Annotated in this window: 22 protein-coding genes and 1 riboswitch; of the genes, 11 read left to right on the top strand and 11 right to left on the bottom strand. The window is 72.8% G+C overall.

All coding sequences use genetic code 11. The features are described from left to right. The first annotated feature begins 23 nt into the window (after positions 1 to 23). The 3 genes from folB to FH715_RS19520 are packed head-to-tail and all read left to right on the top strand — an operon-like array spanning position 24 to position 1521. Positions 24 to 383 carry a dihydroneopterin aldolase gene (gene folB, locus FH715_RS19530; protein WP_139647093.1) on the top strand — a complete coding sequence of 120 codons (360 nt, stop codon included), beginning with the start codon at positions 24 to 26 and terminating at the stop codon, positions 381 to 383. Further along, the gene (folK, locus tag FH715_RS19525; RefSeq protein ID WP_139647091.1) at positions 380 to 991 is read left to right on the top strand and encodes a 2-amino-4-hydroxy-6-hydroxymethyldihydropteridine diphosphokinase; all 612 of its coding nucleotides are present in this window, start codon (positions 380 to 382) and stop codon (positions 989 to 991) included. The genes folB and folK overlap by 4 nt, the downstream gene beginning before the upstream one ends. Before the next feature lie 32 nt (positions 992 to 1023). Continuing rightward, positions 1024 to 1521 (top strand): DUF3180 domain-containing protein, encoded by a 498-nt coding sequence (locus FH715_RS19520; RefSeq protein WP_139647089.1) that lies wholly within the window; start codon positions 1024 to 1026, stop codon positions 1519 to 1521. 174 nt (positions 1522 to 1695) lie between these two features. Here FH715_RS19520 and FH715_RS19515 read toward each other — a convergent pair whose 3' ends face one another. Further along, positions 1696 to 2880: an ABC transporter ATP-binding protein gene (locus tag FH715_RS19515; protein WP_139647194.1), complete on the bottom strand. Its 1185-nt coding sequence runs from the start codon at positions 2878 to 2880 to the stop codon at positions 1696 to 1698. A 41-nt stretch (positions 2881 to 2921) separates the two neighbouring features. On the opposite strand from FH715_RS19515, the gene FH715_RS19510 reads away from it, so the two are divergent. The 4 genes from FH715_RS19510 to FH715_RS19495 all read left to right on the top strand — a co-directional run bounded on the left by FH715_RS19510 (position 2922) and on the right by FH715_RS19495 (position 6235). Beyond that, complete coding sequence (locus FH715_RS19510; protein ID WP_139647087.1) at positions 2922 to 3695, top strand: ABC transporter permease; 774 nt, start codon at positions 2922 to 2924, stop codon at positions 3693 to 3695. A gap of 12 nt (positions 3696 to 3707) precedes the next feature. After that, complete coding sequence (locus tag FH715_RS19505) at positions 3708 to 4466, top strand: ABC transporter permease (RefSeq protein ID WP_139647085.1); 759 nt, start codon at positions 3708 to 3710, stop codon at positions 4464 to 4466. Beyond that, entirely contained in the window at positions 4463 to 5446 is a 984-nt protein-coding gene (locus tag FH715_RS19500; RefSeq protein WP_246108850.1) for an ABC transporter substrate-binding protein, read from the top strand. Before FH715_RS19505 ends, FH715_RS19500 begins: the two co-directional genes overlap by 4 nt. Before the next feature lie 108 nt (positions 5447 to 5554). Next, positions 5555 to 6235, top strand: coding sequence for a hypothetical protein (locus tag FH715_RS19495; protein ID WP_139647083.1), 681 nt, complete (start codon positions 5555 to 5557; stop codon positions 6233 to 6235). Between the two features lie 129 nt (positions 6236 to 6364). Here the strand turns inward: FH715_RS19495 and FH715_RS19490 are convergent, their stop codons facing one another. Next, complete coding sequence (locus FH715_RS19490) at positions 6365 to 6961, bottom strand: TetR/AcrR family transcriptional regulator (protein ID WP_139647081.1); 597 nt, start codon at positions 6959 to 6961, stop codon at positions 6365 to 6367. Positions 6962 to 7060: 99 nt separating this feature from the next. Between FH715_RS19490 and FH715_RS19485 the strand changes: the two genes are divergently transcribed. Continuing rightward, positions 7061 to 7843, top strand: coding sequence for an MBL fold metallo-hydrolase (locus FH715_RS19485; protein ID WP_139647079.1), 783 nt, complete (start codon positions 7061 to 7063; stop codon positions 7841 to 7843). Positions 7844 to 8228: 385 nt separating this feature from the next. Here FH715_RS19485 and folE read toward each other — a convergent pair whose 3' ends face one another. From folE to dacB, 6 genes are all read right to left on the bottom strand, one after another. After that, entirely contained in the window at positions 8229 to 8846 is a 618-nt protein-coding gene (gene folE, locus FH715_RS19480; RefSeq protein ID WP_139647077.1) for a GTP cyclohydrolase I FolE, read from the bottom strand. A 125-nt stretch (positions 8847 to 8971) separates the two neighbouring features. After that, positions 8972 to 11005, bottom strand: a complete 2034-nt coding sequence (gene ftsH / locus FH715_RS19475) for an ATP-dependent zinc metalloprotease FtsH (RefSeq protein ID WP_139647192.1) — start codon at positions 11003 to 11005, stop codon at positions 8972 to 8974. A 231-nt stretch (positions 11006 to 11236) separates the two neighbouring features. Then, on the bottom strand, positions 11237 to 11791 hold the full coding sequence (gene hpt / locus FH715_RS19470; protein WP_211367714.1) for a hypoxanthine phosphoribosyltransferase: 555 nt from the start codon (positions 11789 to 11791) through the stop codon (positions 11237 to 11239). 46 nt (positions 11792 to 11837) lie between these two features. Next, positions 11838 to 12920, bottom strand: a complete 1083-nt coding sequence (gene tilS / locus FH715_RS19465) for a tRNA lysidine(34) synthetase TilS (RefSeq protein WP_139647075.1) — start codon at positions 12918 to 12920, stop codon at positions 11838 to 11840. 181 nt (positions 12921 to 13101) lie between these two features. After that, positions 13102 to 14289, bottom strand: coding sequence for a zinc-dependent metalloprotease (locus FH715_RS19460; protein WP_139647073.1), 1188 nt, complete (start codon positions 14287 to 14289; stop codon positions 13102 to 13104). A 291-nt stretch (positions 14290 to 14580) separates the two neighbouring features. Then, positions 14581 to 15978, bottom strand: coding sequence for a D-alanyl-D-alanine carboxypeptidase/D-alanyl-D-alanine endopeptidase (gene dacB / locus FH715_RS19455; protein WP_139647071.1), 1398 nt, complete (start codon positions 15976 to 15978; stop codon positions 14581 to 14583). A gap of 109 nt (positions 15979 to 16087) precedes the next feature. On the opposite strand from dacB, the gene FH715_RS19450 reads away from it, so the two are divergent. Beyond that, positions 16088 to 16582 carry an inorganic diphosphatase gene (locus FH715_RS19450; protein WP_097231611.1) on the top strand — a complete coding sequence of 165 codons (495 nt, stop codon included), beginning with the start codon at positions 16088 to 16090 and terminating at the stop codon, positions 16580 to 16582. Positions 16583 to 16672: 90 nt separating this feature from the next. Then, a riboswitch (guanidine-III (ykkC-III) riboswitch) is annotated at positions 16673 to 16733 on the top strand. Between the two features lie 14 nt (positions 16734 to 16747). After that, positions 16748 to 17065, top strand: a complete 318-nt coding sequence (locus FH715_RS19445) for a DMT family transporter (protein WP_139647069.1) — start codon at positions 16748 to 16750, stop codon at positions 17063 to 17065. Positions 17066 to 17439: 374 nt separating this feature from the next. On the opposite strand, the gene FH715_RS19440 is transcribed toward FH715_RS19445, so the two are convergent. The 3 genes from FH715_RS19440 to FH715_RS19430 all read right to left on the bottom strand — a co-directional run bounded on the left by FH715_RS19440 (position 17440) and on the right by FH715_RS19430 (position 21280). After that, entirely contained in the window at positions 17440 to 19044 is a 1605-nt protein-coding gene (locus tag FH715_RS19440; RefSeq protein ID WP_246108849.1) for a threonine/serine exporter family protein, read from the bottom strand. A gap of 344 nt (positions 19045 to 19388) precedes the next feature. Continuing rightward, entirely contained in the window at positions 19389 to 20237 is an 849-nt protein-coding gene (locus FH715_RS19435) for an ABC transporter permease (RefSeq protein ID WP_139647067.1), read from the bottom strand. Continuing rightward, positions 20234 to 21280 carry an ATP-binding cassette domain-containing protein gene (locus FH715_RS19430; RefSeq protein ID WP_139647188.1) on the bottom strand — a complete coding sequence of 349 codons (1047 nt, stop codon included), beginning with the start codon at positions 21278 to 21280 and terminating at the stop codon, positions 20234 to 20236. The genes FH715_RS19435 and FH715_RS19430 overlap by 4 nt, the downstream gene beginning before the upstream one ends. A 184-nt stretch (positions 21281 to 21464) precedes the next feature. Here FH715_RS19430 and FH715_RS19425 point away from each other — a divergent pair, with 184 nt between their 5' ends. Next, complete coding sequence (locus FH715_RS19425; RefSeq protein WP_139647065.1) at positions 21465 to 22076, top strand: PadR family transcriptional regulator; 612 nt, start codon at positions 21465 to 21467, stop codon at positions 22074 to 22076. Positions 22077 to 22105: the final 29 nt, after the last annotated feature.

Genomic DNA, 22105 nt, shown 5'->3' with positions numbered 1-22105 from the left:
AGACGGACGAGGGAGTGAACGCCGTGGACCGCATCACGCTGCGCGGAGTACGCGCACAGGGCTTTCACGGGGTCCTCCCCCGCGAACGCGCCGAGGGCCAGCCCTTCGTGGTGGACGTGGACCTCGGCGTGGACACCAGGCCGGCCGCCGAGGCCGACGCGTTGGAACTGACCGTCGACTACGGGGTCCTCGCCGAGCAGATCGCCGCCGTCGTCGCCGGCGAACCCTGCGACCTGCTGGAGACGTTGGCCCAGCGGCTCGCCGACCAGTGCCTGACCCACCCGGCGGTGCGCGAGGTCACCGTGACCGTGCACAAGCCGCACGCCCCGATCACCGTGCCCTTCGAGGACGTGACCATCAGCATCGAACGGAGCCGAGCATGACCCCCAGCAACGCCGCCTCCTCCCCCGACCCCACCGTGCAGCCGGTACCGGCCTCCGTGGTGCGGCAGGTCGACGCGGCCGACTCGACCCTCCACAACCCGATGCGCGCCGTGATCTCCCTCGGCGCCAACATGGGCAACCGGCTGGAGAACCTCCAGGGCGCCGTCGACGCGCTGGAGGACACCCCGGGCGTCCGGGTCAAAGCGGTCTCCCGCGTCTACGAGACCAGCCCCTTCGGAGTCACCGAGGGCGAGCAGTCCGACTACTTCAACGCGGTCGTCCTGGTGAAGACGACCCTCCCGCCCTCCTCGCTGCTGGAGCGCGCCCAGGCCATCGAGGAGGCGTTCGAACGGGTCCGCGACGAGCGTTGGGGCCCCCGCACCCTGGACGTGGACATCGTCTCCTACCAGGGTGTCCTCTCCACCGACCCGAACCTCACGCTGCCCCATCCCCGGGCCCACGAGCGGGCGTTCGTGCTGGTGCCGTGGCACGATGTCGACCCGGGCGCCGAGGTACCCGGCCGCGGGCCGCTGCGCGAGCTGCTGCCCTCGGTCGACGGCCAGGGCGTCGTGCTGCGGGAGGACCTGTCGCTGGTGCTGCCCGACTGAACGAACGAGACGGACGAGGGGCGCGCGGAGCGGTGAACCAACTGCGGATCGGCACGCTGGCCGGGCTGTTCGCGGCAGCGTTCGGCCTGTGCTGGGCGGGGGCCGGACTCTGGGACTCGATGGGCAACACGCTGCCCGCGGTTCCCCTCCTCGCGCCGGTCGTGCTGGCGCTGATCGCCGCGGTGCTGCTGGGCACCGCGCTGTCGCTGCGCGCGCGGCTGCGGGCGCAGCGCGAACGGCGCCCGGACGCGAGGCCGGTGGACCGGATGAGCGCGGCGCGCGCGGTGGTCTTCGGCCAGGCGAGCGCGCTGGTCTCGGCGTTGGTGGCCGGGGCGTACGGCGGCTTCGGGCTCTTCCTGCTGCTGGAGCGGATGGAGGTGCCCAACCGCAGGGACCAGGCCCTGTACGCCGGACTCGCCGTCGCGGCGGGCATCGCGGTGGTGGCGGCGGCGCTGTATCTGGAACGGGTGTGCCGCCTCCCCGAAGGCGACGAGGACAACCCCACCGGCCCCATGGGCTCCCGCGCATAGCCCCCCGCGGCGGCGGCGTCGAAGGGGCGCGGGGAACTGCGCGAGCAACCACACACCGGCGCGAGGACGACAACCCACCTAGCCGGCGCGGCACCGTAGTCGACCAACCCCCGCCACCCATGCACCGCGCAGTTCCCCGCGCCCCTGACGCCCCCGCCCCACCGCCGGAGGCGGCTACGCCCCGTTCACCGTCTCCAGTTCCACGTCGGACCGTTCCACCGAACGGGTGTCCGCGTCGATGGAGCGGCGCAGCGCCTCGTGGAGGGTGCTGGGGGTCAGCACCCCGAGCAGTCGGTCCTCCTCGTCGAGCACGGCTATCCACCCCGCGTCGTACTGGAGCATCGTGCTGAACGCCGTCTTCAGCGAGGACCCGAGCCGCAGCCACGCCTCCATCCGCCGCGCGTGCCCGGCCACCGTGCCGACGCTCTCCCGCTCCCGCTCCTCGCCGGAGGCGCCGCTGTCGCCCGCCGAGACCCAGCCGTGCAGCACGTCGTCCTCGTCGAGCACCACCGCCCACCGCACCCCGTCGGCCCGCATCCGTTCCCGCGCGGTCGCCATCGAGTCCGCGAGGTGCACGACCGGCGGCTGCTCCAGGTCGCCGCGTTCCACCGGCGTCACCGAGAGCCGTTTCAGCCCGCGGTCGCTGCCGACGAACGAGGCGACGTAGTCCGTGGCCGGCGCGCCCAGCACCGCCGCCGGGGAGTCGTACTGCTCGATCCGCCCCTCGCCGAAGACCGCGATGCGGTCGCCGAGCCGCACGGCCTCCTCGATGTCGTGGGTGACGAAGAGCACCGTCTTGCGGACCTCCTGCTGGAGCCGGAGGAACTCGTTCTGGAGCCGTTCCCGCACCACCGGGTCGACCGCGCCGAACGGCTCGTCCATCAGCAGCACCGGCGGGTCGGCGGCCAGCGCCCGCGCGACGCCGACGCGCTGCCGCTGCCCGCCCGAGAGCTGGTCGGGGTAGCGACCGCCGTAGACGGCCGGGTCGAGGCCGACCAGTTCCAGCAGCTCGGCGGCCCGCTGCCGCGCGGCCTTCCGGCCCCGGCCGAGCAGCACCGGCACGGTCGCCGTGTTGTCGAGCACGGTGCGGTGCGGAAAGAGCCCGACCTGCTGGATGACGTAGCCGATGCGGCGGCGCAACTTCACCGGGTCGACGCGGGAGACGTCCTCGCCGTCGAGCAGGATGCGGCCGGAGGTCGGCTCCTCCAGCCTGTTGACCAGCTTCATCGTGGTGGTCTTGCCGCAGCCGGACGGCCCGACGAGGGTGACCAGCTCGCCCTCGTTCACCTCGAAGTCGAGGCCGTCGACGGCCACGGTCCCGTTGGGGTAGCGCTTGGAGACGTGCTCGAACCGCAACATGTTCATGATTCTGTCAGGTTAACCGTCTAGGCTGCTGGAACATGAGTGCGGCAACCGCCCAGAGCTGTCTGGCGGCCAACGAGTGGATCTGCGGGGAGTACCTGCGCAGTCGCAGCGAGGAACTGACCGAGGCCACGGTCGACCACGTGGTGATCACCGCCACGGCGATCGGCATCGCGGTGCTCATCGCGTTCCCCCTTGCGCTGCTGGCCCGCCGCTGGCGGCTCGCGTCGGCGGGCATCCTGAGCGCCACCACGGTGCTGTACACCATCCCCACGCTCGCCATGTACGCGCTGCTGCTGCCGATGTTCGGCATCTCGGTCTCGCTGGTGATCTGCGGACTGGTGCTGTATTCGCTGACCATCCTGGTGCGGAACATCCTCACCGGGCTCGACTCCGTCCCCGCCGAGGCCCGCGAGGCGGCGATCGGCCTCGGCTACGGCAGGACCCGGCTGCTCTTCGCCGTCGAGCTGCCCCTGGCCCTCCCGGCGCTGATGGCGGGGCTGCGGATCGCCACCGTCTCCGCCGTCTCGCTGACCACGGTCGGCGCGATCGTCGACAACGGCGGCCTGGGGAACCTGATCTACGCGGCGATGGACAGCTACTTCAAGGCCCAGGTGCTGACCGCCTCGGTGCTCTGCGTGCTGCTCGCCGTCACCGCCGACCTGCTGCTGCTCGGGTTGCAGCGCCTGCTCACGCCCTGGACCAGGGCCGCCGGGGGCGGGCGGCGCGTCCGCCGGGCCGCGGGCGCCGAGGGACGCGACGCCGTGCTGGACGACCGCGACGCCGTGCTGGACAACCGGGCCACGGCCTGACGGGAGCCCGAGATGAACGCGATCATCGACGCCTGGGCCTGGCTGACCACCGCCGACCACTGGTCGGGCAGGGGCGGCATCTGGCAACGGCTTTCCGAACACCTGGAGCTGACCGGCCTCTGCCTGCTGCTCTCGGCGGCCATCGCGCTGCCGCTGGCCTTCTGGCTCGGCCACGGCGGCGGGCGGCGCTTCGGCGGCGCGCTGGCCATCAACATCTCCAACGCCGGCCGCGCCGTCCCCACGTTCGCCGTGCTGGTACTGCTCACCATCAGCCCGGTCGGGGAGCACGGGGAGGCCCCGACCATCATCGCCCTGGTGCTCTTCGGGGTGCCGCCGCTGCTGACCAACGCCTACGTGGGGGTGGCGGAGGCCGACCGCGACGTGGTGGGGGCCGCGAGGGGCATGGGCATGTCGCCGTTCCAGCTGATGTCACGGGTGGAACTCCCCCTCGCCTACCCCCTGTTGATGACGGGGCTGCGTACCGCCGCCGTGCAGCTGGTGGCCACCGCCTCGCTGGCCGCGCTGGCCGGCGGCGGCGGCCTCGGCCGGATCATCACCGCCGGCTTCGACACCAACAACACCCCGCAGGTCTTCGCCGGCGCCGTCCTGGTCGCCGGCCTCGCCCTGCTGGTGGAGGGCGCGCTCGCGCTCCTCCAACGGTTGGCCGACCCGCGTCGCCGTCCCCGCGACGCGCCCCGTCCCCCCGACGACGAACGGCCGGCGGCCCCCCGACGCCGGGCCACGACCACACCCGAGATGGAGACCACGTGACCGCGAACTTCCGCACCGGCGCCGCCCGCCGCGCCCGGCTGCCCCTGGCCGGCCTCGCCGCACTCGCCCTCACGCTCACCGCCTGCGGCGGGGAGAGCCTGGAGGAGAGCGATTCGGGCGGCTCGTCCGACGGCGGCGACGGCAAGGGCTCGGTGACCGTCGGCGGCGCCAACTTCACCGAGGCGACGCTGATGGCCGAGCTGTACCGGGGCGTGCTGGAGGAGGCCGGCTACTCCGTCTCCATCACCAACGTCGACAGCCGCGAACTGTACGAGCCGGAGCTGGAGAGCGGCGGGATCGACGTCGTTCCCGAGTACGCCGCGACGCTCGCCGAGTTCCTCAACACCGACGAGAACGGCCCCGAGGCCGAGCCCGTCGCCTCCTCCGACGTGACGGAGACCGTGACCGCGCTGCGCGAGCTGGCCGAGCCCAGGGGCCTGACCGTGCTGGACGCGGGGGACGCCGTCAACCAGAACGCGTTCGCCGTCACGGACGAGTTCGCGACCGAGAACGACCTCTCGACCCTCACCGATCTGGGTGAACTCGGCGAGCCGGTCCGGCTGGCGGCCGGCGAGGACTGCCCGCAGCGGCCGTTCTGCGAACCGGGCCTGGAGAACACCTACGGGATCGACGTCACGGAGATCGTTCCGCTGGGCGTCGGCACCGTCCAGGGCAAGCAGGCGGTGCAGCGCGGCGAGGCCGAACTGGCCCTGGTCTCCACCACGGACGCCGTGCTGGAGGACTTCGGACTGGTGACGCTGGAGGACGACCAGAAGCTCCAGCAGGCCGACAACCTGCTGCCCGTCGTCAACGCCGACAGCCTCGGCGAACAGCGGGACGCGCTCGACGCCCTCAACGAGCTGACGGCCACCCTGACCACCGAGGACCTGAAGGAACTCAACCGTCAGGTGGACTCCGAACGCCGCAAGGCGGAGGACGCCGCCCACGACTACCTGGTCGAACAGGGACTCGTCGAGTAGAGCCCGGGGAACGGGGGCCGGGGGGCGCCGCCCGCGCCGGATAACCGACCGGGCACAACCCTTCGGTCACCCTCCCGCGCGCCCGTGTCGTCACGGTAGGTTTCGACCATGGCACGTGGACGTCACCGTAGCTCAGCGCTGCACAAGGTGCTGCTGCCGGCCTCGTTGGCCGCGCTCGCCCTCGCCAGCGCCGCGGCGGCCTGGCTGGTCGGTGACGCGGCGCTGCTGCGTGCGTTGACCGCCGTCGCCGCGCTGGCGGCCGTGATCGCCGCCGTCCAGCTCCGCCGCTGGGACCTGGCGGCCGGCCGGCAGGTGGCGCGCGAACGCGCCGGCCGCGCCGGGCTCAGCTGGAAGGCCGAGGAGCGGCAGGCCGAGCTGGAAGAGGCGCAGGAGCAGGTCACCGCGCTGGAGACCAAGGTCGCCGACAAACGCGCCGAGTTGGGCAAGCTCCGCACGGAGCACGCGGCGCTGCTGCGCCGCTACGCCACGGCGGAGAGCGAGCGGGCCAAGGCCCTGGAGGGCCGCCGGCAGCTGGCGCTGGAGGCTGCCGAGCCGGCCAAGGCACTGCCGGCGCGGGCCACCGACCACCGCACGGCGGACGGCGCGCCGACGGCGCTCACCTACCAGCAGGCGCTGGAGTCGCTGCGCCACCTCTCCCGCCACGTGGCCCGCCAGCGCGGCGACCGCGAGCCGGCGCCGCCGAGGCCGGCGGCGCCGGACAGCCCCGAGACGCCCCCGCGCCAACGCGCGGCCTCCCAGTTCGACTTCTTCGGCCACGCGAAGCGCTAGCCGCGCCTGACCGGGAACGCCCACCCACCCCAGGGGCGCGGGGAACTGCGCGAGCAACCCACCACCGGGCCGAGGACGACAACCCACCCAGACCGGCAAGGTCAGTAGTCGACCAACCCCCGCCACCCCCTACCGCAGCGCCCTCGCGATCGCGCGGCGGGCGCGCTCCGCCGCCGCTGCGTCGTGGTGCAGCTGCATCGCCGCGTTCAGCGCCAACCCCGCCGCGATGATCTCGAACAGCGCCTGGTCGACATCGAAGTCGTCCGGCAGCTCCCCGTTCTCCACCGCCACGGTCAGGTCCGCGCGCAGCCGGCCACGCCACCGCGACCACACCTCGGCCACCGCGTCGCGCACCAGGCCCGGCCGGCCGTCGTACTCGCTGAGCGCCGCAGTCATCAGGCAGCCGCCGGGCAGCAGCGGCGCCTCCAGATAGCTCACGGAGTTGGCGCACACCGCGCGCAGCCGCCGCAGCCCGGCCGGCTCCGGGAGCGCCGGCTCGACCACCCGGTGCCAGAAGTCGACGAACGCCTTGTCCAGCGTGGAGATCTGCAACGTCTCCTTGGTGCCGAAGTGCTTGTGCACCCCGGACTTGCTCATGCCCAGCTCCTCCGCGAGCCGGCCGATCGTGATGCCGTCCAGCCCTTCCTCGGAGGCGATCTCGGCGGCGCGGCCGAGGATCCGTCCTCTGGTGGCGAGCGCTTCGGCCGCCGAGCGTCGTGGTGACATGCCCCGAGGATAGCGTACGAGCGTTCGCTATTGATTTAGCGAACGCTCGTACGCTAACTTCACCGCAACGAATGTTCGTCACGAGTGAAGGAGCGCGCGATGCGGGTGCGACGACTGGGCTGGGCCGGAGTGGAGATCGAGGCGGGCGGCGAACGGCTGCTGATCGACCATGTGCGGGACCTGACCCCGCTGTTCACGGGCTGGAAGCCCGGCACGGGGCTCGCGGCGCCGAGCGGAACGGCCATCGCCGCGCTGGTCACCCACCTGCACCGGGACCACACCGACGCCTCCGCGCTCGCCGAGGCGCTCACCCCGGGGGCACCGGTGCTGCGACCGGCGCCGGGCCACGGCGACGACGTGGACAACGTGACCACGCTGCTGGCCGAACGCGAACTGACCGAGCGACGGCTGGCCGTCGAGATCGTGGACGCCTGGGCCACCCGCGAGATCGGACCGTTCCGCGTCACCGCGGTGCCCGCCGTCGACGGGCTGGGCGACCCGCAGCTGAACTGGGTGGTGGAGGCGGAGGGGCGGCGGGTCTTCCACGGCGGCGACACGATGTTCCACGGCTACTGGTGGCTGGTCGCGCGCAGGTTCAGCCCGTTCGACGCGGTGTTCCTACCGGCCAACGGCGCGGTGGTCGACGCACCGCACCTGCGACCGCCGAGCCCGCTGCCCGCCGCGCTGGACCCGCGTCAGGCCGCCGCCGCGGCGGAGATACTCGGCGCCCGGCACGCGGTGCCGATGCACTACGAGACGGAGCAGCCGGACAAGATCCCGGGCTATGTGGAGGTCGGCGACCCGGAGAAGGAGTTCCGCGCCCACGCCGGGCACCGCGCCCACGTGCTCGCGGTCGGCGACTGGCTGGACCTCACCCGGTAGACCGCACCGCCCACCGGCCGAGAACGGGCGCGGGGAACTGCGCGAGCAACCACGCACCGGGCCAAGGACGACACCCCACCCAGCCACGAAGCTCCGCAGTCGACCAACCCCCGTCACCCAGCATTCGCGCCGTTCCCCGCGCCCCCAAGCCGCCCACCGGCCGAGAAGGGGCGCGGGGAACTGCGCGAGCAACCACACACCGGGCCGAGGACGACCACCCACCCAGACCGGCAAGGTCAGTAGTCGACCAACCCCCGCCACAAATGCACCACGCGTCCAAGACCGCCACCAGCGCGGAAGGGCGCGAGCAACCACACACCGGGCCGAGGACGACCACCCACCAAGCCAGCGCAGCGCCGCTGTCGCCTGACCCCAGCGGCCAGCGTCACCGCGCGAGGATCAGGCTCATCGCCTCGGCCCGCGTCGCCGGGGTGCGCAGCTGCCCGCGGACCGCCGAGGTCGTCGTCTTCGCGCCCGGCTTGCGCACCCCGCGCATGGTCATGCACATGTGCTCGCACTCCATCACCACGATGACCCCGCGTGGTTCGAGGATGCGCATCATCGAGTCCGCGACCTGGGTGGTCAGCCGTTCCTGCACCTGGGGCCGGCGGGCGAAGACGTCCACCAGCCGGGCCAGCTTGGAGAGCCCGGTGATCTTTCCGGAGCCGGACGGGATGTAGCCGATGTGCGCCACCCCCACGAACGGCACCAGGTGGTGCTCGCAGGTCGACATCACCTCGATGTCCTTGACCAGCACCATCTCGTCGTGGCCCAGATCGAACGTCGTGGTCAGCACGTCCTCGGGGCGCTGCCACAGCCCGGCGAAGATCTCCCGGTAGGCCCTGGCCACGCGGGCCGGGGTGTCCCGCAGCCCCTCGCGGTCCGGGTCCTCGCCCACGGCGAGCAGCAGCTCCCTGACCGCGTTCTCGGCGCGCTTCTCGTCGAAGGCGCCGATCCGCCCCGGTGCCCGCTCCCCACCCGTCCACGACACCGGGTCAGTCATACCGCTCCTCGTTCCTCACGACGGGATGCCCTCGCTGCGGGGCCCACAGAGACGGGACCGCGCCCCTCACCTTAGAACGTGAGGGGCGCGGGGAGCATTCCGGGTCGAAAGGTGAAAGCGGGCGCTCAGTCCTCCGGCCGGGGCTCGGGGGACTTCTCCAGCGAGGGCTGGCCGCCGCTCTCCACCCCCGCGCCGTCCGCGATGCCGGGGGCCGAGCCGTTGGCCATGCTGATCTCCTTGGTGGGGAAGCTGACCGGCGGCCTGGTCGAGGGGGCGCGACGGGTGGAACCCGTCCACGCGGGCCGCGGCGGGCGCTTGACCACCGGGCGGAAGACCTCGGCCAGGTCCTCCTTGTTCAGCGTCTCCCGCTCCAGCAGCGCGAGCACCAGGTTGTCGAGGACGTCCCGGTTCTCCACGAGGATCTCCCACGCCTCGTTGTGCGCGGACTCGATGAGCTTCTTGACCTCCTCGTCCACCAGCCCGGCGACCTCCTCGGAGTAGTCGCGCTGGTGGCTCATCTCCTTGCCGAGGAACGGCTCGGAGTTGTCGCTGCCGAACTTGATCGCGCCCAGCCGCTCGGTCATGCCGTACTGGGTGACCATGGAGCGGGCCGTGGAGGTGGCCTTCTCGATGTCGTCGCCGGCGCCGGTGGTCGGGTCGTGGAAGACCAGCTCCTCGGCGGCGCGGCCACCCATCATGTACGCCAGGCGGTCCAGCATCTCGTTCCGCGTGGTGGAGTACTTGTCCTCCTCCGGCAGCACCATGGTGTAGCCGAGGGCGCGGCCCCTGGAGAGGATGGTCACCTTGTGCACGGGGTCGCTGTTGGGCGACGCGGCGGCCACCAGGGCGTGTCCGCCCTCGTGGTACGCGGTGATCATCTTCTCCTTCTGGCTCATGATCCGGGTGCGCTTCTGCGGTCCGGCCACGACCCGGTCGATCGCCTCGTCGAGGAACTTGTTGTCGATCAGCTTGGCGTCACCGCGGGCGGCCAGCAGCGCCGCCTCGTTGAGCACGTTGTTCAGGTCGGCACCGGTGAAGCCGGGGGTGCGCCGGGCGACGGCCGACAGGTCGACGTCGGGGGCGACCGGCTTGCCCTTCTGGTGGACCTTGAGGATCTCAAGCCGGCCCTGCATGTCCGGCCGGTCCACGGCGATCTGCCGGTCGAAGCGGCCGGGGCGCAGCAGCGCCGGGTCGAGGATGTCCGGGCGGTTGGTGGCGGCGATCAGGATCACGCCGCCCTTGACGTCGAAGCCGTCCATCTCGACCAGCAGCTGGTTGAGGGTCTGCTCCCGCTCGTCGTGACCGCCGCCCATGCCGGCGCCGCGGTGGCGGCCGACGGCGTCGATCTCGTCGACGAAGACGATCGCCGGGGCGTTGGCCTTGGCCTGCTCGAACAGGTCGCGGACCCGGGAGGCGCCGACGCCCACGAACATCTCGACGAAGTCCGAGCCGGAGATGGAGTAGAACGGCACCCCGGCCTCGCCCGCCACCGCGCGGGCCAGCAGCGTCTTGCCGGTGCCGGGCGGGCCGTAGAGCAGCACGCCCTTGGGGATCTTGGCGCCGACCGCCTGGAACTTCGCGGGCTCCTGGAGGAACTCCTTGATCTCGTGCAGCTCCTCCACCGCCTCGTCCGAGCCGGCGACGTCGTCGAACGTGGTCTTGGGGGTGTCCTTGGTGATGAGCTTGGCCTTGGACTTCCCGAAGTTCATCACCCGGGAGCCGCCGCCCTGCATCTGGTTCATCAGGAACAGGAAGACCACGATGATCAGCAGGAAGGGGAGGATGGTCAGCAGCATCCCGACGAACGGGTTCTGCGACTTGGGCGAAACGGTGTACCCGTCGGCCAGCTCGTCGTCCTGGAACTTCGACTGGAGGTTCCTCGCGAGGTCCTCGCCCTGGCCGTCGATGTAGTCGGCCTTGACCTTGTCGCTGCCCTCGATCTCCTGGCCCTCGGCCAGCTCGATCTTGATCGTCTGCTCGTCACCGGTGGTCAGCTCGGCCGACCTGACCTGGTTCTGGTTGATCGCCTGGACGACCTCGCCGGTGTCCACCTTCTTGTAGCCCTCGGAAGAGCTGAACACCTGCATCAGCAGAATCACGGCGAGGACGGCCAGAACGATCCACATCACTGGCCCACGGAAATAGCGCTTCACGTCTATCCATACGGGGCGGCGCGGCCCCGTCCCTCCTGCCACGTAGAGGCACAGCCGCTCCCGGACGGGCTCTGCTGTGCGCGCGGGTGTCCTAGTGTCGGCCGATCTGCGCCCGGCCTTGACTCAGCTGAGCTGTACAACGCGACGGTACCCCAGCATCACCGCTCGGCGCTGCCGGGCACCGGGCACGGATCGCCTCCCCCCACTCAACGGAGAGGGGGCGGTCCGGGTTCCCGTTCACTCGCCGTACACGTGCGGGGCGAGCGTGCCGACGAAGGGGAGATTCCGGTACTTCTCGGCGTAGTCGAGACCGTAGCCGACGACGAACTCGTTCGGGATGTCGAAACCCACCCATTCCACGTCGATGTCGACCTTCGCCGCGTCCGGCTTGCGCAGCAGCGAACAGATCCGCAGCGAGGCCGGTTCCCTGGAGCCCAGGTTGGTCAGCAGCCAGGAGAGCGTGAGACCGGAGTCGATGATGTCCTCGACGATCAGGACGTGCCGTCCGGCGATGTCCTCGTCGAGGTCCTTGAGGATGCGGACCACCCCGGAGGACTGGGTGCCGGCGCCGTAGGAGGACACCGCCATCCAGTCCATGGTGACCGGCGAGGAAAGGGCGCGGGCGAGGTCGGCCATGACCATCACCGCGCCCTTCAGCACCCCGACCAGGAGCACCTCCTGGCCCGCGTATCTGGCGTCGATCTCGGCGGCCAACTCCCCGAGCCTGGCGTCGATCTGTTCCCTGGTGATGAGCACCGACTCCAGGTCGGCCCCCAGATCTGACTCTCGCACCCGTGCCACTGCTCTCTACTGGCCTAACTGCCGTCGGCTACTCGCTCTACTCCGCAGGGCGCCCCGGCGCGACGGCCGAATCGTCGGCCCACCTGTTCGCCTGCTGGAGGACAAGTCTGCCACCCTGCCTGCTCGCCTCGACGCGGCCCGGCAGATTCAGCGGACTCTGCCCGTGCCAGGCGGTGATCAGCCGGTCGGTCTCCTCGATGTGCCGGGCGAAGAGCGAGCCCGCCGGAGCGCCGGCGGCGATCGCCGCGCGGCGCAGCACGCGCCGGCGCACGGCCGCCGGCAGGTCGCGGAGCGCGGCGATCTCCAGCGCGCCGTCCGGGCCGGTCGCGGCGCGCTGCGCCTGGCCGGCCCAGGCGTCCAACGCGTCCGCGTCGTCCCGGGAGAGCTGCGCCGTGCGCGCCAGCGCCTCGACGACGCCCCGGCCGAGCGCCTTCTCCAGCACGGGCAGCGCCTCGTGACGCACGCGGGACCTGGTGAAGCCGGGGTCGGAGTTGTGCGGGTCGTCCCAGACGGGGATCGACTGGACCAGGCAGGCCCTGCGGGTGGTCTGCCGGTCGACGGCGAGGAACGGGCGGCGGTAGCGCGGGGCGACGGCGTCGGGGACGGCGCCGATGCCGGCGAAGACGGCGGCCATCCCGGCGAGCGAGCGGGTGCCGGAGCCGCGGGCGAGGCCGAGCAGCACCGTCTCGGCCTGGTCGTCCCTGGTGTGTCCGAGGAGAACGGCGGCGGCGCCGTGACGCTCGGCGGCGGCGTCCAGCGCGGCGTAGCGAGCGGTGCGGGCGGCGGCCTCGGGGCCTCCGTCGTGCCCCACGGAGACGGCGGTCGCCTCCACCGGGTCGAGCCCCAACTCGCTGAGGCGGTCGGCGACTTCGCGGGCCCTGACGTCGGAGCCCGGCTGGAGGCCGTGGTCGACGGTGACGCCCCCGGCGCGCAGGCCGCGGCGCGGGGCCTCGAAGGCGAGCGCCGAGGCGAGGGCCATCGAGTCGGCGCCTCCGGAGCAGGCCACCAGCACCAGGGGCGGGGGGCCCGGGGGGGTGGGCGAGCCGACGTCGTGACGGATGTCGTGCAACACGCGGCGGACCGCCAGGCGTATCGCGGCGACCGCGGGATGGGGACCCATTCCGAATCACTTCTTTCCGCAGAGTGGCTGAGGGGGACCCTCACGCGAGGCTGTCACGCAGGGTGCGTAAATGGTGACAGAGAAGGGCTGTTACCCGAGCATCGCACGCCATCCCACGGCCCACGGTCCCTCATAAGAGTGATTCAGCGGCACCGCGGGAACCGTCCGGGCCGCGCTCCCCTCAGGCCGCGCCGTCCCCGGGGATCCCCTCGTACCCCTCCGGCCGCACCCGCGTCAGCCAGCGCTCGGGGTCGGCGATCTCGTCCCTGGTCGGAAGGGTGTTGGGCGAGGTCCAGACCTTGTTGAACCCGTCCATCCCGCCGCGCTCCACGACGGTGCGGACGAAACGTTCGCCGTCCTTGTACTGCCGCAGCTTGGCGTCCAGCCCCAGCAGCCGGCGCAGCGCCCGGTCCAGCCGGCCGGCGCCCGCCTCCCGCCTGCGGGTGAACTTCTCCCTGATCTCCCCGACGGACGGCACCACCTCGGGCCCCACCGCGTCCATCACATGGTCCGCGTGCCCTTCGAGCAGCGACATCACGGCCGTCAGCCGCTCCAGGATCTCCCGCTGCGCCGGCGTCTGCACCAGGTCCACGATGCCGAGGTCGCCGGAGGTCCCCTCCTCAGCGGGCTCGACGGGCGCCGCCTCGCGCCCTGCCTCCTGACCGCCGCGCCCGGTCAGCGAGGAGAACGCCTGCCTGATCCGTTCGACCAGCGTCGCCGGGTCCACGTCGGCCTCGGCGAGAAACGCCTGGATCTCGCTCTCCAGGTGGTCGCGCAGCCACGGCACCGCCGTGAACTGGGTGCGGTGGGTCTCCTCGTGGAGGCAAACCCAGAGCCTGAAGTCGTGCGGGTCCACGTCGAGTTCGCGCTCCACCTGCACGATGTTCGGCGCCACCAGCAGCAGCCGCCCGGCCCGGGCGCCCGGGCCGCCGGCCGGCAGCGCGGAGGTGGCGGGCGCGAAGGTCTCGTACTGGCCCAGCACGCGGGAGGAGAGGAACGCCAGCAGCATCCCGACCTCGACGCCGGTGACCTTCCCGCCGACGGCCGTCAGCATCCCGCCGCCGGGAGAGGCGGAGCGGCGTTCCCGCATCCGGGTCATCAACGGCTGGAGCACCTCGCGGAACCCGGCGACGTTGGCCCGCACCCAGCCGGGCCGGTCCACGACCAGCACCGGGGTGTCCACCGTTCCCGAGTCCAGCCGCGTGTAGCCGCGGACGTGCCCCTCCGCCGCGGTCGCGTGGGCGCGCAACTCGGCGACCACGGCCCGCGCCTCGTCCCGGCCCACCTCGGGGCCCGGCCGCGCGAAGCGGGTCGCCGTGGACACCGCGAGATTCCAGTCCACCAGGTCGGTACCGCCGAGGCTCGTCATGCTTCCCACGGTACGGTGCGCGCCCGAAAACCGGATAGGCCTCCGGCCGGGGGCGGCTCGGGGGCACGGGGTGGCCGGGGTGCGTTGTCGTCCTCGCCCCGGCAGCGGGTCACCCGCGCAGTTCCCCGCGCCCCTTTGGGGGCCGTCACCGGCGGAGGCGGACCCGCACCTGACCGCGGGCGCCGGCCAGATCAGGGGCGCGGGGAACTGCGCGGTGCATCCGTGGCGGGCCGCGGACGACAACCGCGCCGGGCCACCCGGGTGCGTGGTCGAGGTCCGCGCCGGGTGGGCTCAGGTCACCGAGAGGGCGGCCAGCGCGCTGGCCGCCGTGTCGAGCGCTTCCTGGGCGGCCTCGGCGTCGCGCGTGTCCGCCGCCATGAAGGCGAACGCGAGCACCCGGCCGTCGGCCGTCGTCGCCGTGCCGGCCAGCGTGTTGACGCCCGTCAGCGTGCCCGTCTTGGCGCGGACCACGCCGGCGCCGCCCGCGCCGTCCCCGTCGTCGTAGCGGTTGGTCAAGGTGCCGGTGAAGCCAGCGACCGGCAGCCCGGTCAGCGCGGGCCGCAGCTCGGGCCGTTCCTGGTCGGCCGCCGCGGCGAGCACGGCCGTGAGCAGCCCGGCCGTGACGCGGCCGTCCCGGTCGAGCCCGCTCGCGTCGACGAACCGCACGGAGTCCAGCGGCGCGCCCAGCGCCTCCGCGCCTTCGGTCAGGGCCCTGGCGACGCCGCCCGCGGTTCCCGGCTGGTCGCCGGCGACGGCCGTCACCCGGGCCAGCGCCTCCGCCAGGTCGTTGTCGCTGTCGGTCAGCATCCGCTCGACCAGGGAGGCGACCGGCGCCGAGCGGTGCTCGGCCAGGTGCGCGGCGCCCTCGGGCGCGGTGGCCTCGCGGACCCCGCCCTTCACGGTGATGCCGGCGGTGGCCAGCCGTTCGGCGAACGCCCGCGCCGCGTCCTTCGCCGGGTCGGTGGAACGCTCGGCGGGGCCGTGGGTGCTGTCGTCGAGGCGGCCCGCGTTGACCTGGAGCGGGGTGATGGGCGCGATGTTGGGGTTGACGCCGATCGGGTGAGTCTCGGCGGCGTAGGCGGAGACGTCGTAGGCGACGCCGACCCTGTCCAGGTCGAGTCCGGCGAGCGCGCGTGCGGTGCGGTCGGCCAGCCCCTGGAGGTCGCTCGCGGTCAGCGTGGTGTCGCCGCCGCCGACCAGGAAGACGCGGCCGGCTTCGGCGTCGACGACGGTGCGGGTGGTCAGCTGGTGGTGCGGGCCGAGGGTGTCGAGCGCGACCGCCGCGGTGACGACCTTGACGGTCGAGGCGGGGGCGCGGGCGGCGGTGACGCCGCGTTCGAAGAGCACGGTCCCCGAGGTCACGTCGATCACGGCGCCGGTGGCCTCCTCGCCCAGTTCGTCGGCCTCCAGCAGCGGGGTGAGGGTGCGGGTGAGCACCTCGGCCGAGGGCGCGGCGGCGCTGCCGTCGAGGGGGCTGAGCACGGCGGGGGCGGCCGGTGTGCCGCCGGCCAGCCGTTCGGCCGTCAGCTGCCCGCGTTCCAGCTCGGCCGCCTCGGCCTGGTCGCGTTCGGAGGCGCGCTGCCCTCCGTCCCAGGGCCCGGCCAGCGCGACGAGCCCGGCGGCCAGCGCGAGGCCCGCTGCGCCGGCCCCGACCGCGAGCCGGCCCACGGAACGGTGGCGACGTACCATCTGAGCTGCCCATCGCACGGTACCGACCAGCCCCTTTCGCATACCGATGGCGGCGTGAGAGACACTTAACCACCTGTCGCGTGTGTAGATCGGTTAAGGAGACCACCCAGTGGAGTTCGACGTCACCATCGAGATTCCGAAGGGATCGCGGAACAAGTACGAGGTGGACCACAAAACGGGTCGCATCCGGCTGGACCGCCACCTGTTCACCTCGACCGTCTACCCGGCCGACTACGGCTATGTCGACGGCACCCTCGGCGAGGACGGCGACCCGTTGGACGCGCTGGTGCTGCTGGACGAGCCGACGTTCCCCGGCTGTCTGATCCTGTGCCGCGCGATCGGCATGTTCCGGATGCGGGACGAGGCCGGCGGCGACGACAAGCTGCTGTGCGTGCCGGCGTCCGACCCGCGCATGGAGCACCTGCGGGACATCCACCACGTGAGCGAGTTCGACCGGCTGGAGATCCAGCACTTCTTCGAGGTGTACAAGGACCTGGAGCCCGGCAAGTCCGTCGAGGGCGCCAACTGGGTGGGCCGCACCGAGGCCGAGGCCGAGATCGAGGCGTCCCTGAAGCGCGCGGCGGACGCCGGTGAGAGCCACTGACGCCCCGCCCCACCCGGGCCGCCCCCGTCACGGCGGCCCCGACGCGCCCGGTCGGCATCGCCCCGGGCGCGTCGCTGTGCGAAACTCGCGGCAGAGCCCGACCGGCTCCTGGACGAGGGTGCCGTACCCAGCCATGACAAGACGGCACAGGGAGTTGTCGTCGTCATGGCGTGGATCGTTCTTGTGGTCTCCGGGTTTCTTGAGGCCGTGTGGGCAACGGCGCTGGGCAGGTCGCAGGGGTTCAGCCGGCCCTGGCCGACGGCGGTCTTCGCCGTCGCGCTGGCCGCCAGCATGGCCGGGTTGGCGTTCGCGCTGCGCACCGTGCCCGTCGGCACCGGCTACGCGGTGTGGGTGGCGATCGGGGCTTCCCTGACCGCGGCCTACGCGATGGCCTCGGGGGACGAGGCCGTCTCCCCGTTGCGGGTGCTGCTGCTGCTCGGCCTCGTCGGCTGCGTCGTCGGCCTGAAGCTCACCAGCCACTGAGGCGGGCGGGGAGCGAGCGCGGAAAGAGCGGAGAAGGGGTCGGCCCCCGCCCGGTGGGACTCCGGGCGGGGGCCGACCCCTGTGCGGGGACCCGTGGGTCAGACCAGCCAGCCCACGAAGTGGACGAGGCCGGCGAGCACGTTGGTGAGGAGGTCCATGGTGGTTCCTTCTGTGTGTGGAATCTGAGGGACAGCGACGACCGGACGTGGGACCGCCGGGCCGCGCGTGCGGGGAAGGGCCGCGGTCCCCTCCCTGAGCACCCCTTCAGCATCACGGGTCACACGGGGGCGCGTTGACGTTATGCCCCGGACGCACCCCAACGAGCGACTCGTCGGCCATACGTTCGCGCGACACCGGGGCGCCCCTCGTACGGGTCAGAAGCCCCTGGTGCGCTTGACGCCACGGCGGCCGATCGGGGTGGTGAGTCCCGGCGTCTTGATGAAGAGCCTGGCCATCTCGCTGCCCAGGTTCACGCCGACCGCGATGGCCAGCGCCAGGGTGACGGCGCGCAGCAGGTTCTCCAGACCGAAGTCCACCTCGCCCTGCGCGAAGCCGAGCAACCCCAGGTAGAACGCGCTGCCCGGCAGCAGCGGGCCGATGGCCGCCGTGACGTACGGCAGCGAGGAGGTGAACTGGTACCGCGACTGGAGCTGTCCGAAGAGCCCCACCATCCCGGCGGCGACGGCGGTGGCGGCGAACGGCGACAGCCCGGCGACGTCGTGCATCGAGCCGTAGACCAGCCAGGCGATCCCGCCGTTGACGGTGGCCGGCAGCACCGTGGAACGTTCCTGCTGGAGCAGCACGCAGAAGGCCAGGGAGAGCAGCAGAGCGGCGCAGAGTTGCACCACCGGTCGGACCGCCCTCGTCATCACCTCGGGGTCGAGCCGCACACCGGAGGTCTCCCCGATGTAGAGCACCGCCAGCACGCCGCAGACGATGCCCACGCTGAGGTAGATCACCTCCAGCAGACGGGCGGAGGCCGTGAGGTAGTAGCCGGTCAGGCCGTCCTGCACGCCGGCGACCAGCGCCCGCCCCGGGATCAGGGCGAAGAGCCCGCCGGTGATCATCGCGGCGGCCTGCGCCTCACCGTGGTCCGAGGAGTGGCTGGCCGCCCAGGCCACGCCCACCAGCGCGGGCGCCATCGCGGCGGCCACGAACTGGTAGAACTCGGGCAGCCCGCGCCCCGCCGCCAGCCAGGCCAGCCGGTCGCCGACCATCGCCCCTATGACGGCCAGCAGGAACACCTGCCAGCCGCCGCCCACCAGCACGCTCGCCGCGCCCGCCAACAGCCCTGCGGCCATGGTGAGTTGCCACTTGGTGAACGGGTGCCGGTTGCGCCGCATCTGGGCCAGTCGGCGGTACGCCTCCTCCAGGCTGACCTCGCCCGAGGTGATGTCGTCCACCAGCTGGAAGACGGCGGCCAGCCGGGTGTAGTCGGTGCCCCGGCGGCGCACCGTGCGGGTCAGCGAGACGGAGGGGTCGACCAGCGAGGGCTGGTGGGTGATGGAGATCAGGGTGAAGGTGACGGTGGCGTCGCAGCGGTCGAGGCCGTAGGCGTGGGCGACGCCGAACATCGCGGCCTCGACGTCCTCGGCCCCCTCGCCGCCGGCGAGCAGCAACTCGCCGATGCGCAGCGTCAGGTCCAGCACCCTGGGCACGGCGGGCGCCGTCTCGCCCTCGTCGGCCGCGGGAACGCGCTCGGGCGCCGGGCGCTCGGCGACGGGCAGCCGCACCATACTCCGCATCCGGTCCTGCCAGGGGGTGCCGCGCCCGAAGACCGGGACGCCCTCGGCGGGCGTGAACTCGTTCTGGGTCTGCGGCCTCGGCGGCAGTTCGAGCCCCTCGGGCATCGCGAACTCGGAGCTGGGGTGGTCGCTCTCGGCCACCGGCAGTTCGAGGCCCTCGGGAACGGCGAACCCGGAGGTGGTCTCCTGCTCCGACGGCTCCTCCCCCGCCGCCCAGGTGCTCTCCCCGGCCACGTCTCGCTCCCGCTCCCTCACTCCGTCCGGACATGGACCCGCCAAACGGGGCCCTCCCGCGCAGCATAAGTGGATCTCGTGGCCGACCGCGCGCCGACGTCCGCCGGAGTGGACGCCGGCGCGCGGCTGTGACCTGCGGCGATACCCGGCGACCGCGCCCCGCCCCGGCGGCGAGCGGGGTGGATCACCCGGTGATTTCCCCCACAGCCGCCGGTCGGGGCCCTGCGGGCGCGTCAGAAACGGTCGCCAACCGCCGCGTTGGCCGCGTGCCGCGGGTGCCGCACGTGCTGTGTGAGGCGCACGAGGCGCGTGCCGCGTCGCGCGCGGCCGGGGCGCGCGACGGGTCAGCCGCCGAGGCGGCCGAAGCGGCGCACGGCGAGCGGGACGAAGACCAGCAGCATGACCAGCGGCCACAGCAGCGCGAGCGGCACGGGGTGCTGGGCGGCCCAGGAGTCGCCGACCCAGGCGGGGTTGCCGAAGAGCTCCCGCACGGCGCCGGCGGTGGCCGACATCGGGTTCCAGTCGGCGAGGACGCCGACCCAGCCCGGCATGGTCTCGGGCGAGACGAACGCGCTGGAGAGGAATCCCAGCGGCCACACCAGGATCTGCACCGTCTGCACCAGCTCGGGCTTGCCGGCGACCAGCGCGAGCCAGATGCCGGCCCAGAGCACCGCGAACCGCAGCAGGAGCAGCAGCCCCAGCGCCGCCAGCACCTCGGCGGCCGACGCGTGCCACCGCCAGCCGATCGCCCAGCCGGCGCCGACCAGCACCAGCAGCCCGACGGTCGAGTTCAGCATGTCGAGCAGGCTCCGCCCGATCAGGACCGCGCTCGGAGCGATCGGCATCGAACGGAACCGGTCGAGGATGCCCCGGTTGATGTCGGTGGTCAGCGCCACCATGGTGGTCTCCAGGCCGAACGCCATGGTCAGCGCGAGCATCCCGGGCACCAGGAAGTCGACGTACTCCCCACCGCCCTCGACGGCCATCCCGCCGCCGAGGAAGTAGGCGAACATCACCAGCATCATCACCGAGAACGCCTGGTTGGCCACGAACTGGCCCGGCTGACGCGCCCAGTGCGCCAGCCCGCGCCTGGTCATGGTGACGGAGTCACCGACGAGCCGGCGCGCCCGCCCGGGGCGGTGCGGCGCGTGCGCGCCGGGCGCGGGCGGGGCGGGCGTGGTGGTCACGGTCATGCCGACACCTCCTCGGCGGCCTGGCGGCCACCCTCGTGCTTCCCCGCCGTTTCCGCGGCCCCCTCCCCGGGGTCGCGCTCCGCCGGCCGGCCGGTGAGGGTCAGGAAGACCTCGTCCAGCGTGGGGCGGCGCAGCGCGATGTCCTCGGCCTCTATCCCGGCCTCGGCGAACCCGGCCACCACCGCGGTCAGCGCCGCCATCCGGTCCTCGACGCCGACGCTCAGCAGCCGGCGGTCCTCGTCGACGACGACGCCCTCGCCGCCCGCCCCGCGCGCGCCGGCCGGCGCCAGCCGGGCGAGCGCCGCGCGGGCGCGGGGGAGCGCGCCGGCGTCCCTGAGCACCACGTCGACGCGGTCGCCGCCGACCTGGCTCTTCAGCTGATCGGCGGTGCCCTCGGCGATCCGCCGGCCGCCGTCGACGACGGTGATCAGGTCGGCCAGCTGGTCGGCCTCCTCCAGGTACTGGGTGGTCAGCAGCACGGTCGCGCCGCCGCCCGCGAGGGAGCGGACCGCGCCCCACACCTCGGCTCGGCCGCGCGGGTCGAGACCGGTGGTCGGCTCGTCGAGGAAGAGCACCTCGGGCCGGGTGATCAGGCTCGCCGCCAGGTCGAGCCGGCGGCGCATCCCGCCGCTGTAGAGGCCGACGGGGCGCCGTCCGGTGTCGGCCAGCTCGAAGCGGGCCAGCAGCTCGCCGGCGCGCGCGGCGGCGGCCCGGCCGCCCAGGTGGTAGAGCCTGCCGAACATCTCCAGGTTCTGTCGGCCGCTCAACTCCTCGTCGACCGCCGCGTGTTGACCGAGCAGTCCGATCCGGTACCGGACCTCGTCCGGCTGCCGGGCCACGTCGAAGCCGGCGACCTCGGCCAGCCCCGAGGTCGGCTTCAGCAGGGTGGTCAGGACGCGCACCGCCGTGCTCTTGCCCGCGCCGTTGGGCCCCAGCACGGCGTGCACGCCGCCCCTGGCCACGGTCAGGTCGAGCCCGTCGAGGGCGTTCCTCGTCTCACTTCCCCGGCCGAACGTCCTGCGCAGCTCCCGCGCCCGGATCACGGCGTCTTCGTCCCGTGGGGACACCGGCACCTCGCCTCCCTGAATCGAGTAGTCAAATTTGACGACCGGCCCGAGGGTAGCGCGATTAGTCAAGTTTGACTAATCGCTCTCCGTGGCCCGCCGAGGCCCGGATGGCAGACTGAGCGCCCTGTCAAGGCTTTTCGGAAGAGGGAAGGGCACCGGGATGTCGGTGATGCGGCTGCTGGTCCTGGGCGCGGTCCGTCAACACGGGCGGGCGCACGGCTACCAGGTCCGCAACGACCTGGAGTTCTGGGGCGCCCACGAGTGGTCGACCGCCAAGCCGGGGTCGATCTACCACGCGCTGAAGCAGCTCGCCAAGGACGGTCTGCTGCTGCCGCACGAGGTGGCGCCCAGCACGGCCGGGGGGCCGCCGCGGGTCGAGTACGAGGTGACCGAGGCGGGCGAGGAGGCGTTCCTCGCGCTGCTGCGGGCCGGGCTGCGCGCCCACGACGAGCGCTTCGACGTGCTCACCAGCGCGGTCGGCTTCCTCGTCGACCTACCCAGGGCCGAGGCGATCGCGCTGCTGAGGGAGCGGGTCGCCGCCCTGGAGGCGTGGGCCGGCGAGGTGCGGACGCACTGGACCCCGGACAGCCCGCCGGCCGAGTTCGGGCACATCGGGGAGATCATGCGGCTGTGGACGCACCAGGCGGAGAGCGACGCCGGCTGGACGCGTGGGCTGATCGAGCGCCTGGAGAACGGCGCCTACGTGATGGCGGGCGAGGGCGAGCGCGAGGTCACGGTGCTGCCCGAGGGCATGGCCAACCCGTACGGCTGACCGTCCCGGCGCCCGCCCGCCGGGGCCGG

It is taken from the genome of Streptomyces sedi (assembly GCF_006335015.1).
GTDB classification, from domain to species: domain Bacteria; phylum Actinomycetota; class Actinomycetes; order Streptomycetales; family Streptomycetaceae; genus Streptomyces; species Streptomyces sedi.
This window is presented reverse-complemented; position numbering and strand designations above follow the sequence as displayed.

Excerpts from the sequence above, each read along its gene's own strand:
- folK (WP_139647091.1), top strand. The coding sequence starts at position 380 with ATGACCCCCAGCAACGCCGCCTCCTCCCCCGACCCCACCGTGCAGCCG.
- folE (WP_139647077.1), bottom strand. The coding sequence starts at position 8,846 with ATGACTGACCCGGTGTCGTGGACGGGTGGGGAGCGGGCACCGGGGCGG.
- FH715_RS19445 (WP_139647069.1), top strand. The coding sequence starts at position 16,748 with ATGGCGTGGATCGTTCTTGTGGTCTCCGGGTTTCTTGAGGCCGTGTGG.
- FH715_RS19435 (WP_139647067.1), bottom strand. The coding sequence starts at position 20,237 with ATGACCGTGACCACCACGCCCGCCCCGCCCGCGCCCGGCGCGCACGCG.
- FH715_RS19510 (WP_139647087.1), top strand. The coding sequence starts at position 2,922 with ATGAGTGCGGCAACCGCCCAGAGCTGTCTGGCGGCCAACGAGTGGATC.
- tilS (WP_139647075.1), bottom strand. The coding sequence starts at position 12,920 with ATGGGTCCCCATCCCGCGGTCGCCGCGATACGCCTGGCGGTCCGCCGC.
- FH715_RS19505 (WP_139647085.1), top strand. The coding sequence starts at position 3,708 with ATGAACGCGATCATCGACGCCTGGGCCTGGCTGACCACCGCCGACCAC.
- FH715_RS19460 (WP_139647073.1), bottom strand. The coding sequence starts at position 14,289 with ATGACGAGCCTCGGCGGTACCGACCTGGTGGACTGGAATCTCGCGGTG.
- FH715_RS19485 (WP_139647079.1), top strand. The coding sequence starts at position 7,061 with ATGCGGGTGCGACGACTGGGCTGGGCCGGAGTGGAGATCGAGGCGGGC.
- FH715_RS19495 (WP_139647083.1), top strand. The coding sequence starts at position 5,555 with ATGGCACGTGGACGTCACCGTAGCTCAGCGCTGCACAAGGTGCTGCTG.
- FH715_RS19425 (WP_139647065.1), top strand. The coding sequence starts at position 21,465 with ATGTCGGTGATGCGGCTGCTGGTCCTGGGCGCGGTCCGTCAACACGGG.
- FH715_RS19490 (WP_139647081.1), bottom strand. The coding sequence starts at position 6,961 with ATGTCACCACGACGCTCGGCGGCCGAAGCGCTCGCCACCAGAGGACGG.
- dacB (WP_139647071.1), bottom strand. The coding sequence starts at position 15,978 with ATGGTACGTCGCCACCGTTCCGTGGGCCGGCTCGCGGTCGGGGCCGGC.
- FH715_RS19515 (WP_139647194.1), bottom strand. The coding sequence starts at position 2,880 with ATGTTGCGGTTCGAGCACGTCTCCAAGCGCTACCCCAACGGGACCGTG.